13 protein-coding genes are annotated in these 13,741 nt (G+C 45.6%); 6 read left to right on the top strand and 7 right to left on the bottom strand.

The annotated features are described in order from the left end of the window. Nucleotides 1–310: 310 nt before the first annotated feature. Nucleotides 311–649 (top strand): PBPRA1643 family SWIM/SEC-C metal-binding motif protein, encoded by a 339-nt coding sequence (locus RA178_RS05070; protein WP_028761503.1) that lies wholly within the window; start codon nt 311–313, stop codon nt 647–649. 107 nt (nt 650–756) lie between these two features. On the opposite strand, the gene RA178_RS05065 is transcribed toward RA178_RS05070, so the two are convergent. The 4 genes from RA178_RS05065 to RA178_RS05050 are packed head-to-tail and all read right to left on the bottom strand — an operon-like array spanning nt 757 to nt 3,797. Continuing rightward, nucleotides 757–1,701: a hypothetical protein gene (locus RA178_RS05065; protein WP_306684815.1), complete on the bottom strand. Its 945-nt coding sequence runs from the start codon at nt 1,699–1,701 to the stop codon at nt 757–759. Between the two features lie 40 nt (nt 1,702–1,741). Next, complete coding sequence (locus RA178_RS05060) at nt 1,742–1,900, bottom strand: hypothetical protein (protein ID WP_219251175.1); 159 nt, start codon at nt 1,898–1,900, stop codon at nt 1,742–1,744. Next, complete coding sequence (locus tag RA178_RS05055; protein WP_306684814.1) at nt 1,897–2,829, bottom strand: 3'-5' exonuclease; 933 nt, start codon at nt 2,827–2,829, stop codon at nt 1,897–1,899. Before RA178_RS05055 ends, RA178_RS05060 begins: the two co-directional genes overlap by 4 nt. 35 nt (nt 2,830–2,864) lie before the next feature. Continuing rightward, complete coding sequence (locus tag RA178_RS05050; RefSeq protein ID WP_306684813.1) at nt 2,865–3,797, bottom strand: DUF808 domain-containing protein; 933 nt, start codon at nt 3,795–3,797, stop codon at nt 2,865–2,867. A gap of 251 nt (nt 3,798–4,048) precedes the next feature. Here RA178_RS05050 and rpiA point away from each other — a divergent pair, with 251 nt between their 5' ends. Then, nucleotides 4,049–4,711, top strand: coding sequence for a ribose-5-phosphate isomerase RpiA (gene rpiA / locus RA178_RS05045; protein WP_306684812.1), 663 nt, complete (start codon nt 4,049–4,051; stop codon nt 4,709–4,711). Between the two features lie 186 nt (nt 4,712–4,897). Here the strand turns inward: rpiA and RA178_RS05040 are convergent, their stop codons facing one another. Together RA178_RS05040 and RA178_RS05035 are read right to left on the bottom strand one after the other, a co-directional pair. Beyond that, a complete protein-coding gene (locus RA178_RS05040; protein WP_306684811.1) occupies nt 4,898–6,088 on the bottom strand; it encodes a class I SAM-dependent rRNA methyltransferase in 1,191 nt (396 codons plus the stop codon). A gap of 280 nt (nt 6,089–6,368) precedes the next feature. Continuing rightward, nucleotides 6,369–7,574, bottom strand: coding sequence for an endonuclease/exonuclease/phosphatase family protein (locus RA178_RS05035; RefSeq protein ID WP_028761508.1), 1,206 nt, complete (start codon nt 7,572–7,574; stop codon nt 6,369–6,371). Between the two features lie 782 nt (nt 7,575–8,356). On the opposite strand from RA178_RS05035, the gene RA178_RS05030 reads away from it, so the two are divergent. The 4 genes from RA178_RS05030 (at nt 8,357) to RA178_RS05015 (ending at nt 12,808) form a co-directional block, all read left to right on the top strand. Beyond that, nucleotides 8,357–9,064, top strand: coding sequence for a hypothetical protein (locus tag RA178_RS05030; protein ID WP_306684810.1), 708 nt, complete (start codon nt 8,357–8,359; stop codon nt 9,062–9,064). Nucleotides 9,065–9,083: 19 nt separating this feature from the next. Then, nucleotides 9,084–10,457: a magnesium transporter gene (gene mgtE / locus RA178_RS05025; protein WP_105251666.1), complete on the top strand. Its 1,374-nt coding sequence runs from the start codon at nt 9,084–9,086 to the stop codon at nt 10,455–10,457. Between the two features lie 272 nt (nt 10,458–10,729). Beyond that, complete coding sequence (locus tag RA178_RS05020) at nt 10,730–11,818, top strand: methyl-accepting chemotaxis protein (protein WP_263172711.1); 1,089 nt, start codon at nt 10,730–10,732, stop codon at nt 11,816–11,818. A gap of 216 nt (nt 11,819–12,034) precedes the next feature. Continuing rightward, on the top strand, nt 12,035–12,808 hold the full coding sequence (locus tag RA178_RS05015) for a substrate-binding periplasmic protein (protein ID WP_306684809.1): 774 nt from the start codon (nt 12,035–12,037) through the stop codon (nt 12,806–12,808). A gap of 73 nt (nt 12,809–12,881) precedes the next feature. Here RA178_RS05015 and RA178_RS05010 read toward each other — a convergent pair whose 3' ends face one another. After that, nucleotides 12,882–13,613, bottom strand: coding sequence for an RluA family pseudouridine synthase (locus tag RA178_RS05010; protein WP_263202232.1), 732 nt, complete (start codon nt 13,611–13,613; stop codon nt 12,882–12,884). Nucleotides 13,614–13,741 lie beyond the last annotated feature (128 nt).

Below are 13,741 nucleotides of genomic sequence, written 5' to 3'. Positions count from 1 at the left end.
AAGGTTTTTCAAACAAGTTAGGCTATTGCAGTTGATTTAACTGCCGCTGAGATTAAAAAGCCATCGCATATTAGCGATATGACGTAGTAGATACTTAGTTTAGAGCCCATAGGTTAATAGTAACTCGACTAAATGATCCCACAACAAATCAGTTTGATGAGACCAAATAAGTGTGCCGTTTCGGCCATTTTGAGGTGCTTAAGGGTTAAAGACGCGCATTTATCGAAAAAAGATCTGAGTTCGATTTATAAAATCGGCGTTTTATAGTATAAGCATCGTCAATTTCATACACTGCTCGACGGAACCACTCATGTCTGACAAATTTTTCTTCAAGGGTCGTAAAACCCCTAAGCCGAAGCACGAAAGCTATGGCTACAACACTAAGCGTGCTGCTAAACCGGGTACAGAAGCATTACCATTACAATTAATTGTTGCCGACGAAGCGCGTAAACTCGAAGTTGCCGCGATTGTTGCCGAACACCAGCTGTTCGCCAATATCGAAGTCAATGCCGACGTCGCTGAAGATATTGTTGAATTAGAAGGTTTATTAAATAAGCCTAAGACCACGACTTTCGAGAAAAAACCGAATCGTAACGAGCCTTGCGTGTGTGGTAGCGGTCAAAAATTCAAGAAGTGCTGCGGCAAGTAAGCGCTTTCATCAGCGTGATATAGATAGGGACTTTTGCTGTAACGCTTTTGTGCGTCGGGAATCGCCCCTTTTCTCCCCTCTTTTTAGTTTCTCTCCCCCAAAGCCAATTAATCTTCCAACTTTGAGATAAAAATCCGCTGCAAATCGTTATTCCATAGCTGAATAATTTTGCGGGTCTTTTCTTTATTCCAAAAACATTTACCAAATAAAATCAAACCAGCACCTTCAAAGCAGCGTTTATCTTCTATTTCAAATTGCGCTAATAATGGCTGTTTTATCCCATCGATAGGAATGCCGATATCTTTGCTGTCGGCGGGGTTAAGCCAACTCATCGACGGGTCAGTGTGGGATATCGTGCCCCAATACATGTGGGGTTTATTGTCGCTTGGGTCCGCATCGGCAAAATTGACAAACAGGTTCTTCGCCCGCCAACGGTATTTTCGCTCAGCGTCTGTGTATACCCAGAGATCCGATTTCGCCAAATCTGTACCGCGCAATAAACTGTGGAGTAACTTTTCGAGCCCTTGGCTGGGCACTCGTTTTTCAGTGGTATGTTCAGCGGTGTTAACTTGGTAGCCTGTTTTCGACTCTTGTATCCGATCATCCACTGACGATGCAACAGACGCTTTCGATGACTCAGGCATAGAGGACAATTTAGGCGTTGGCTCAGTCTTGCTGCTTAATGCCTGTGTTGTCGAAACTTTGTTTGCAGGCGTATGGCGACGAGGTTTACGGCTAAAATCGATCATTAAAGCATCGGCGTCCACCAGCTGTTGCTGCACTTCAATGGCATCTTGCTCCTCACGGGACTTTTGTGCCGAAGGTTTAAATTCAATGCAATCGGCTTGGTGATATCGCGAGCCAAAACAAGCGGCTTTACCGTCTTTTGAGGCTTTACGGAAATATGCTTTACCACCGCAGGCAGGGCAAATTAACCATTGCCGCAAACGCTCGATATCCTCATCGGGTAATTGTTGAAACTTAAAAACACTATAAGTCGTTCTCGCAATTAAATGATCCTCTGTTTCGAGTTCACAAATAGCATCTAACATAGTGTTCTCCTTTATTTTCAACTGCTGGCAATACCGCTATCTATGCCCAAGCATTAATCCCAAAAGTGATAACACTTAACAGAAGCAAGATGCCAAGTACGCGATAAATCAAACCTAAAGTACTGGTGCCTTGCGAGCTCGCATCCGAATGTAATGGCATGATTTTAACTTTTGCGGCATCTTGGGTTTTGTGTTTCATTCTGCATCCTTAAAATATTTCGCCAATGGCATTATCAAACTTGAAGGAATTAATAATGCGGCTTTTACGGCACTTGATGCATGATAAAAGGGTGTCAGTTGAGTGATTAACGCGTTGAAGCATTTGAGTGCGGCCAAGGCATCGGCTGCGGCATAATGAATTTGCGCACTGGATAAAGGCACGAGCTGCCAATTCGATAAGGTGACTTTTTTAGGTTTGTCGATACGAGCACCCAAAAGCGCCGCAACTAATTGGCGCGTCCCCATTTCCTTCTCCGCTCCAAGTTGAGCCAGTGCCCAATTTAAATCTAATGTTGAGGCGACATTAATGCCCCATTGCCGCCTGAGAGCGTGTGCATCACTGCGTAAACCAACCCCGACTTTGAGTATGGTTTCATCTTCTAATAAGGCTTTTAACTGGATGAATTGCTCTCCCAAAATGGCATGCTGAAATAAATAACAGGTATTCGCTGTCGCGATTTGGATAAGACTCAAGGGGTGTTGCACGCCGCGCTCAAAGCTTGCACGGGTTTCAGTATCAAAACCTAAGACTTGCTCAGCCTGTAATAGTGCTAATACTGTATTAAACTCCGACGGCTCAACTACCTCGATGCGGACATGTTGAAATTCAAAAACAGCTAACGCTGCAAGTTCAATATCATCAATACGTGTAGTCAAAGCGATACGTTGCTGCAGCCACAAATATGCCCACTGACGCTGCGCTTGAAGCTGAGTTTTAGCTTTAATCGCATTTTCAGCCTCGGCCGATACCCGCTCACTTTTCTGCAGCTCGGTCAAGGCATTGAGGTTATCAAGATAAGCCGTGCCAGCAGCATCCATTGCCGCCATTAACCCATCGGCATCTTTGCCAAACTCTTTACGTAACCAAGCCAGCTTACTCGGGGAGACACAGTACTTCATTAACTTCATTGTGCTCATCCTTGATGGTTGATGCGCGCAGCTAGTTAACTACGCAATTTCTGTATTCCTGTCATCGCAATAAGTGCAACAGCGCCAGCAACGACACCAAATAAGCCATTAAGAATACTTGGCGTCAGCACAGCAAACACAGGCCCAACAACACTAATGGCAGCAACCGCTTGTTCAGCATGGTGGATTTGCTCGCCGACTAGGTGTAGGCCATGAGTTAAAATCCCACCACCCACCATAAACATGGCTGCCGTGCCAATAATCGTTAAACTTTTCATTAATACGGGAGCTGCGCTCAATAAACCAAAACCTAATTTACGGTTCATTTGAGTTAATACAGAGGCACCTTCACGTTGACTCAAGTACAAACCCGCATCATCCATTTTCACAATCGCCGCCACTAAGCCATACACGCCTATGGTCATGACGATCCCTATGACAGCTAACGTAAAAAACTGTGTCGATAGGGATTTGTCCGCCACGATACCAAGGGTAATGGCAATAATTTCCGCCGATAACACAAAGTCGGTACGAATCGCCCCTTTGACTTTTTCGGCCTCGTAGGCGGCGAAATCTTTAATCTCAGGTAACTCATTCTCTACTTGGGTTTCGTGTTGTTGCTGGCCTTTTCTATGGCTATAGCTGTGATGCAGTTTTTCAAACCCTTCGTAGCATAAAAACAGTCCACCAAACATTAATAAAGGGGTGACAGCCCAGGGAATAAAAGCACTGATAAGCATTGCTGCTGGCACTAAAATCAACTTATTACGGAATGATCCCTTGGCCACCGCCCACACTACAGGTAATTCACGATCGGCGCTTACGCCCGTCACTTGCTGGGCATTGAGGGCTAAATCATCCCCCAATACACCCGCGGTTTTCTTTGCCGCCACTTTACTCATTACCGCTACGTCATCCAAAATCGATGCGATATCGTCGAGTAAGGTTAATAAACTCGCGCCTGCCATGCTAAATCCCTCTACAAATCATCTATAAACCATTCTGCTTTTGCCATAGTAGCTTAGTTAGATTAGTTGCGTATAGCGAAATGCTTTCCAACTTAACTGCTTAAGTTACTTACGTTATTGGGACTGCTTGCTAATGTGAAAATGCCAGCAATCTAGATCACACCCACGGTGGAATTGCGCCACATTATTTATCGGAAAAGAGTATACTAAGCCCAGAATTTTTTACTCATTTGCCGTTACAGGATGTCAACATGACTCAAGATGAAATGAAAAAAGCTGCCGGTTGGGCCGCACTTAAGTACGTTGAAAAAGACAGCATTGTTGGTGTTGGTACGGGTTCGACTGTGAATCACTTTATCGATGCACTGGCGACCATGAAAGCCGATATCGAAGGCGCAGTCTCTAGCTCTGAGGCATCAACTCAGAAAATGAAAGCGCTGGGTATTCCCGTTTATGACTTAAACAGCGTCGATCGTTTATCTGTCTATGTGGACGGAGCCGATGAAATCAACGACCGTATGGATATGATCAAAGGCGGCGGCGCGGCATTAACTCGCGAGAAAATTGTCGCGGCTGTGGCTGAGAAGTTTATCTGTATCGTGGATAACACTAAGCAAGTCGACATACTAGGCGAATTTCCACTACCCGTAGAAGTCATTCCGATGGCACGCTCTTATGTGGCGCGTCAACTCGTTAAACTTGGCGGCGATCCTGTGTACCGTGAAGGCGTTGTTACCGATAACGGCAACATGATCCTCGATGTGTACAATCTTAAGATCCTTAATCCAAAAGAATTAGAAAGTCAGATCAATGAGATAGTCGGTGTAGTGACTAACGGTTTGTTTGCCAAACGCGGGGCGGATGTGTTACTCGTTGGCACCCCTGATGGCGTAAAAACCTTTACCGCCAAATAAGTTCTGCGTTTAAAGAATCCATCGCAGTCACAAGGCTGCTGATTGTAAAAATGCACAGTAAAAAATACGCTGTAAAAATGCCAGCCACTTTATTCAAAGTGGCTGGCATTTTTTATGGTTCTATTTAGGGTTCAATGTTATCTGACTCAGCAGCCCATCGCAGACAGCTGATATCAAACGCTTGGCTTACCAAGCTCTGGCGACTAGACCTTTTAAGTAGAATCCTTCAGGGAAGGCGCTACCGATAGGGTGATCGCTCGCTTGGCTTAAGCGTTCAATAAACTGGATTTCACGTTTCGCATCGAGCGCGGCATCGGCCACGATTTTTTGGAACAGATCCGCAGGCATTAATCCTGAGCAAGAGAAGGTCAATAAAACGCCGCCTGGATTCAATAACTGCAATGCAATCATGTTGATGTCTTTATAACCACGGCAAGCCCCGTTTAACTGCGCTTTGTTATCGGCAAACTTAGGTGGGTCGAGCACAATCACATCAAAGGTTTTGCCTTCATCACGGTACTGGCGCAACAACTTGAACACATCGGCTTCGTTGTAATGCACATTGTCATCACTAAAACCGTTCACTTGCATATTGAGGCGCGCTGTCGCCAAGGCTAGAGAAGACACATCGACGTTTTCAATACTGGCAGCACCTGCTTTCGCAGCGTACAGACCAAAAGTCCCCGTGTAGCAAAAACAGTTCAATACCGATTTATCTTTGACAAAACGGGCGGCAATGGCGCGGTTATCACGTTGATCGAGATAGAAACCTGTTTTATGGCCTTTAATCACATCGACAGCGATCTTGATGCCGTTCTCTTCGATAATCACCGGCATTTCTGGCAGAGTGCCGTGCAGTAAACCCGTAACAGGCAGCAGGCCTTCTTTCTTACGGGAATCCACATCAGAACGCTCATAAATAGCGCAATCAGGATATTGCTCAGCCAATAGCTCAACTAAGGTATCGCGCCATAAATCAGCACCTGTGCTCAGTAACTGGCACACCAGCACATTGGCATATCTGTCGATGGTGATCCCAGGTAAACCATCGGACTCAGCAGCCACTAAACGGTAACCTGTTAAGCCTTGCTCGCGGATTAAATCGTTACGGCCGATTTGCGCCCGCTGTAAACGTCTGGCAAAAAACGCGCGATCAATTTCCTCTTCGCGATCGAAAGTCCAAATCCGCACTTGAATTTGCGACTCAGGCGACCAAGCACCACGACCTAACCAATGACCATCATGCGCGACCACATCGACTGTCTCACCCGCTTCAGGTTTTCCCTTAATGTTATGAATAGCATTGGAAAATACCCAAGGATGGCGACGCTCAAGTGACTTCTCGCGGCCGGGTTTAAGTTTGATTCTGATAGCCATAGTTGCCTTTAAAAATAGGGCCGCCACTAAAAAAGGGCTGCTGTCTAAAAATGGGAAACGGATGATATACCCAATGCCACCTAAGTGCGAGTACCGAACACGCCGAAGCGCTTATTTATCATCATCCACGGGTGGCCGATCATACCTTATTTTAACGGTTAATTCTGAATGATATTCATGCGAAATGATGTTGGAATAGTTAATGAAACAACGCTAACAAAACCGTAAAGACAACTGACATGATTTGAAATAAGACGAATTAATCAGTAAACACGAGAACTTAGCTACGTAGCGCTAACTCAACAATGACGGGCGCATGGTCAGTACTGTAGGCGTCGCGTTCATATTCAGGTCTGATTAAGTGTCTATCGCAGGTCTGATAATCTACGACTTGCGCTAAACTGCGGCCATGGCTCGCATCAAACTCACTCGAAAGCAAAATATAATCCAGCACTGAACCTTTAGGGCCATAGTAATGGGTCGCCGCTCTGTGTTCCCTATGGTAAGCGGTATTACCCGTCAAACTGTCCCTCAAGTTCGCTTCAATAAATAACTCATAGGCATCCTTAAGTTGATACTGAGCAAACACCGCCGCTAACGCCGCATCCGATAAATGCCCAAGGCCAGCGGCTTTAATGTCATTACTGTGGATACTCTCGCCCTGTATCATTAACGCATCTAAGGCGCCCATTGTCAGACTGTCATTAAAGTCCCCCATCACGATAACGGGATGTTTAGATTCTTGCCTGCGTACCAATATGCCATTGAATAATAATGCTGCTTCTGCGCCGCGCTGCATGGTAGATGCCCAGCGGCCTAAGGCTTGCTCTGTGAGTAATTGGGTTTCTGAATGCAGTTTCATGCTCGCTGCGGGCGCTAAATTATCTAAACTAAGTGGCTGATGTTCGAGAGGTTGATGTTCAAGGGACTGATGTTCAAATAGCTTAGGTTCAAGTGCTAATCCGGCGCGTTTTGACTTAAAGTGCACCACATAATAGTCACACTTGCCGATATGTGGCACTTCAACGGTTGCGCGCAGCACCTTACGGCTAAAGGCAAATTCACTCGATAATCCCATGGCTGCCACTAAACGCGTATCAGGTTCGACACTGCTGATTTCCACTATGGGATACCGGGAGGCAAGCGCGACCACAGGGCTGCGATAAATGTAATCACTGATAAGAGTTGGCTCATCAACGACCGCAAAATACCCTAGACCTTGCTCGCGAGCGATTCGTTTGAGCGGTTCAGGGCTAAACACTTCTTGAAATCCCACAATATCGGGCTGGCGATGTGCGAGAAACTCACTCAACCACTGACACTTTTTCTGCCATTGCCCATGGCTATAGATATTTTCAAAATCATAGTAAGCCAAAGGCGGCTCAATAAAGTTAAACAGATTGATACTGGCGATCTTGATATTCGCGGTGCACTTATGATCGATAGGTGCAGCCATTGATTCCAACTCATCAATATTGTGTGCCACAGCTTAATCCCCCAAAATCTGAATACAGCAATCTATCTTAATCTGACTTAATCTGACTTAATCTGACTTAATCTGAATGAGCACAATGACTCACCGCAGGCACGACAAGGGTATACCCGAAGTGCACTAATGCCAAATCCCCCAATGGATAAAGTGTTAACTCATCTCTGGCGACTCAAACACAGCTTACTGAGATAAGTCATACCGTTAAAAACCACAATTCAATATCAGAGTTAAATCCGACAACAAAAATCAACCGCTACCAGCCAAAAAATAAACAATCAAACAACAATGATTAGCACGCAAAACCACCAGCATCCCCAACAAAATCACGCAAGCCCAGGAATGATCATAAAATTAACTTTTACTTAAAGTGTAAATTCAAACAAAAACATATGTAATAACATGTGCGGTTGACTTTACATTTCAGTCCCTTAGAATGTGGCGACTTTAATCATTGCGGAGACCCACTGTGGGCACACACATAAGCGACAGTAGATGCCCTGTCCAAAAGACAGGATTTAACGCCTAGCACTAGCCCGCAATATTTGCTGCTACCTGCTAAGCAGGGTAGTAGTGTGAACCATTCTTCACTCAGCCTCCCCCAAAATATCAATCACAGACAATAAGCCTGAGCCTATGGCTGCGCTTTAGCAATTCCAGCATTTTGCTGGGGTTCAGTTATGTGTATTTATTGCATCTCAAAGCAAGTTTTTTGCCTCAGTGGACTTCGTTTTCCCTATGGATTTACATCTATGGGTTTACATCTGAGGAGCCTAAATATGGCTTACATAAACAACACATCAATTTTGCGATCTTTATCCTGTGCAAGTATCAGCTTGTACTACAGCATGAGTGCGGCGGCATCCCATCTCGAAGTGGATGATCCTGTCCTCGCAGAGCGCTGTGAATTAGAAATGGGCTGGCAACAACCTAGGTCGGATCATGCTCGCCCACAATTAAACGCGGCCACGACTTGCAGCCGCAATCAATGGGAATGGCATTTAGGATTAGCGTCCAATGCCAATGACGATATTCGTGAGGAGCAAGCAGAGGTCGGCATTAAGCTACCGCTCAACGTAAACTCCCACTCAGATTCAGAGCAGCAACAGGATGATTGGCACAGCACACTGGTAATCAACTTGCAGAAAAACCTCGATGCCAGTAACGAATTAGCCACCGAAGTCTTCGGCATTTTTGGCAAAACCTTAGGCGATTCTGATGTCAGTCTCTATACCAATGTAGGTTTTACCCATGAATTTAATCAATCAACCCAATTACTTGTGGGTATCGCGGCAGCGTATGAACTCAGTAGTCACCATCGCGTGATAGCCGAGATTTATCAAAAAGAATTGAGCGAGACTACCTATCAGTTCGCTTATCAACACACGCCACAACAACAGCTACAGCTCGAATTGAGCTTAGGCAATGCCCTTCGTGGCAACGCGCTGCAACTTGGCGCAGACATCACCTTTTACTTTGGTCACTAGATCGTTGAGAGAATGAACTATGAACATGAATAACAGCACAAACAACACTAAAAAAATCATCCATAACCTGCAAATGATTATCGAGCAACGCAGTGCCAGCGCCATGGCTGAATTAGCCGAAAAACGCCACCCTGCCGATATTGCTGCCGTATTTAACGTCTTTAATCAAGCTCAACAAGTCCTATTATTGCAACTGGCCTCACCTAAGGTTTGCGCCAATTTGTTTCGCTATCTGACCGATGAATTGCAAGCCAGCTTAGTACAGCAATTAGATAAAACTACGCTATCTGCGCTGCTGGTTCACATGGCAGCAGATGAACGTGCCGACCTCTATAATCTGCTCGATGAAACCCAGCAAGCGGCCATTTTACCTGCGCTAGCATTGGCCAAACGGGAAGATATGCGCACCCTCGCCGCCTATGATAAAGCTAAAGTCGGCGCGGTCATGACCTCGGATTACACATTACTGAATAGCCGCCATACTGCGGCAGAAGCCATCGATACTTTGCGTACTGAAGCGGCAGATAAAGAAACGATTTATCAAACCTATGTGGTGGATATGTTAGGCCGCTTAATAGGAACTGTATCTTTAAGGCAGTTATTGCTGGCGCAGCCGCACGAGCGAGTGGTCGACTTTATGAAACCCGACCCTGTCGCGCTCGATGCCAATGCCTTTCGCGAAGAAGCGGTGCAGATGATCGCCCATTACGACTTAATGGCGCTGCCAGTAGTCAATGGCAAAGGCCAGCTCGTCGGTATCGTCACCTATGATGATGCTATGGATATCGCCAGCTCACAGGCGGATCTTGAGTTCACAAAAACTGCGGCCATCGGCAATATTGACCATAACCTCAAGACTGCCAGCATAGGCTTACTTTACCGTAAGCGCGTGGTTTGGCTGGTAATCTTGGTTTTTGGTAATATTTTCTCGGGAGCGGGGATCGCCTTCTTCGAAGACACCATTGCCAGTTATGTCTCTTTAGTCTTCTTCCTACCTCTGCTGATCGATAGCGGCGGCAATGCGGGCTCACAATCGGCGACCTTAATGGTACGCGGCCTAGCCACAGGGGAAGTGGTTCTCAAGGATTGGTTATCTATGCTAGGGCGCGAGTTATTTGTCGCCGGATTATTAGGAGCCAGCATGGCAGCTGCAGTGTCCTTGCTAGGATTTTGGCGCGGCGGACCTGAAATCGCGCTAGTTGTGGCACTCACAATGCAAATTGTGGTGATTATTGGCAGCTTGATTGGTATGTCATTACCCTTCTTGCTGAGCAAGTTAAAGATGGACCCTGCAGCCGCGAGTGCGCCACTCATCACCTCCATCGCTGATATCATAGGTGTACTCGTGTATTTCAGCATAGCCACAGTGGTGCTCGACTTACCTATGCCATAGGCCTAAGACCTAAGACCTAAGACCTCAAAGTGAACCAAGCTAAGTTAACCTTAGCGTGGTTCACTTATCATTCGATAGTACTAACCCATTTATGACAAAGCATAAAAGCTTCAATAACCTTAAAAAAATTAAGAATAAAGCTTAAAGATCAGTTAATATTTCCATACCTGAATCGTTTTACTTTTTATTAACATTGCAGTATTTACCGCTGAGCCCAGTCACAGTAAGTCGATAAGCAATAGTGATAGTCCTAGCGACTTGAGAGGTTTTATATGTGGTTTAATTCCCAGCTCAAAGCTGAAAACCAGGCGCTTAAAGAGCGACTCATCCAACTAGAACGCCAACACCAAAATGAAGTAGATGAACTGCGTGGCATGATCCGTGAAAATGAGACTATGCAGCAACAGTCGCGCCAAAATGCAGACCACTACACTGAAGTGATCGCCTGCCAAAACCTAGGCGGAGATATGCTTAATGCCGTGCGCGAAGGCTTAGCCAGCAGTGCCGAATTACTCTCTGCGGAAAAAGAATCACTGTCTGAACTCAATCACGTTTTTGATCAAACCCGTGTGGCCATTGCCAATTTAGGCACTAGAGCGACTTATATTAATGATCAAGCATCGAACAGCATGAAAGCTGTCACAGAACTCGATGCTACGACCTCTTCAATCAATCAATTTGTCGCGGCAATTCAAGGAATTTCAGAACAAACAAACTTATTAGCATTGAATGCCGCCATTGAAGCCGCCCGTGCAGGCGAAGCGGGACGGGGGTTTGCCGTGGTGGCCGATGAAGTGCGCCAGCTTGCAAGCAAAGCCCATGAAGCCAGTAGCCATATTGAAAAGCTCGTGAAACAAATCGTCGCGCAAGCGGCTGAGATTAAAGAAATTGTTCATAACAATCAAAGCAGTGCCGTTGATGTAGCCACCTCCTCAACCCAAATTGGTCAAGTCGTTGAAGATGTCCTGCAACGCTCAAAACAAATGCAGCACGTTATCCATAACGCAGCCACAGCGTCATTCTTGAATACCACTAAGCTCGACCACGCAGTCTGGAAAAGTAGTGTTTATCAATTAATTGAAAAACCACAGCATAACCACAATGTGAACTCACACACTGAGTGCCGCCTAGGGCAATGGTATTTCAAAGGATTTGGTGCAGAGAATTATCAGCATTTAAGTAATTTCAAAGCATTAGATGCACCACATAAAGCGGTACACGAGGCAGGAAAAGCGGCGCTCAATGCGAGACAAAAAGGTAATTTGCCTGAGATGGTCAAACAACTGCACTCAATGGAAGACGCCAGTATGCGTGTTGTGCATTGCATTGATAACCTTATGCGAGATGTATATCGAGCGTGATATACAGGCACAGAAAGATAAGCTATCGCCCATAAATAAGCCTACCTAAGAGCGCCATACTCGCGCTCTTTTTTTATCGTTCAAAACGGTATAGTAAATTTAATCTTAGAAAATGAACCCCTAGCTATACTTGATTTAAACACAGCCTTCATCTTTAATCGTTTCAAGAGCAAGCAGTGAGACTCAATTATAACATTCTAATTTTTAGGGTTATTAATGAAATTAGTCACAAGTTTATTGTTATCACTCACCCTTAGCAGCGCAGTTTCTCTTCGCGCGCAGCCGCTCAACATCTATACCGAAGAATGGTCACCAATCAGCTTTTCTGTCAATGGCAAACCCGATGGTTTAGCTGTACAGGTAGTACAAGAAATTCAAAAGCGCATAAAGAACCCAGATCCAATCAAGGTCGTACCTTGGGCTCGCGGCTGGAAAATGCTGACCGAGCAACCTAATACTGTGTTGTTTACTATGACGCGCACAGCAGAAAGGGAGCAAATGTTTACTATGATTGGGCCTGTTGCTGTCGGCACGACTAATTTTTATGCCTTAAAAAATAGCGGTATAAAAATAACCACTATAAATGATGCAAAGACAGCTAAGGCAATTGGTGTCTATCGTGCCTCGGTGGAAGAACGCCTATTGCTCGAACTGGGATTTACGAATGTTGCGGCCTCATCCGAGCCCTTATTGAGTGCCAAACAATTGATGAAGCAACGTGTCGATCTTTGGTGTAATGCCAATCTCACCGCGCCGAGTATTCTGTCGGATGCGGGCGCGAGCATTGATGATGTAGAGTCGCTCTTCACGATTAGTGCTAATCATCTTTACATTGCCTTCTCACAAGGCACACCCAATGATGTGATCGAACAGTGGAAAAACAGCCTAGAAGCGATAAAAGCAGATGGCACCTTCGCAACGATTTACCATACTTGGCTCCCCAACGATGCGCCGCCAATGAAGACCGAACGTATCGGGTTTAGCAACTAAACCCATTGCTCTAAATTCTACGTGCTAAGTGATGAGTGCTGAATGCTGAGTTTTATGACTATTAAGAAAGCACTTAGAAAGGACACTCACAAACCCAGTCAATACGCTCACCCGTGATAGGATGATTAAACGCTAAGCAGGTCGCATGCAGCATTAATCTGCTGCTCGTCGTATTAGTGATATCAGCTTCATCTGCATCAGCCTTATCAGTCACGCACTCACCCACGCCGCCGTAGAGATCGCACCCCAGTATTGAGTGACCCAATTGCTGACTGTGGATCCGCAGTTGATGGGTTCGGCCAGAAACAGGGATAAATTCGACCCGCGTGGCGAAAGGTTCGGTTAATCGTTCCAGCACCTGATATTCACTGATCGCAACTTTGCCTGTGCTATGGCAGATCTTCTGCAGTGGGAAATGCTCAACATCTTTAGCGATCGGCAGATTAATCACCCCGCTGTCAGCGGCTAAATGCCCGTGCAGCAAGGCGGTATAACACTTTTCAACCGTGCGCGCCTGAAACTGTTTTGTCAGCAAACCATTCACGCTTTTATTCAGCGCCACCAGCATGATACCGGAAGTGCCAAAATCGAGCCTGTGCAGCAAAGTGGCCGTCGGAAAATCCTGCACTAAACGATAATGCACCGAGTCGAGATTCAGCGGATTCTTTCCCGACAAACTCAATAATCCGCTCGGCTTATCAATCAGTAGAATATCGCTATCTTGATAGAGCACGCGTATTTGCCCGAGGCAAGGCGGCGCAATAAAAGTATCGACTTTGGCAAGGCTATCGGCTGGCGCTGACATAATTTTCTCAGGCAACATAAGTAGAAGATAAAATGAACGAAGCGCTCAAAATTGACGAAATAATAAGGCCGCATAACCTAAGTTATGCGGCCCTCTAATTAACGACATTAACAGCATTAACGCTATGG

The sequence above is a fragment of the Shewanella oncorhynchi genome (genome assembly GCF_030848765.1).
Taxonomy (GTDB): domain Bacteria; phylum Pseudomonadota; class Gammaproteobacteria; order Enterobacterales; family Shewanellaceae; genus Shewanella; species Shewanella oncorhynchi.
The sequence above is the reverse complement of the archived record's forward strand: the minus strand, read 5'-3'. Positions and strand labels throughout refer to the sequence as shown.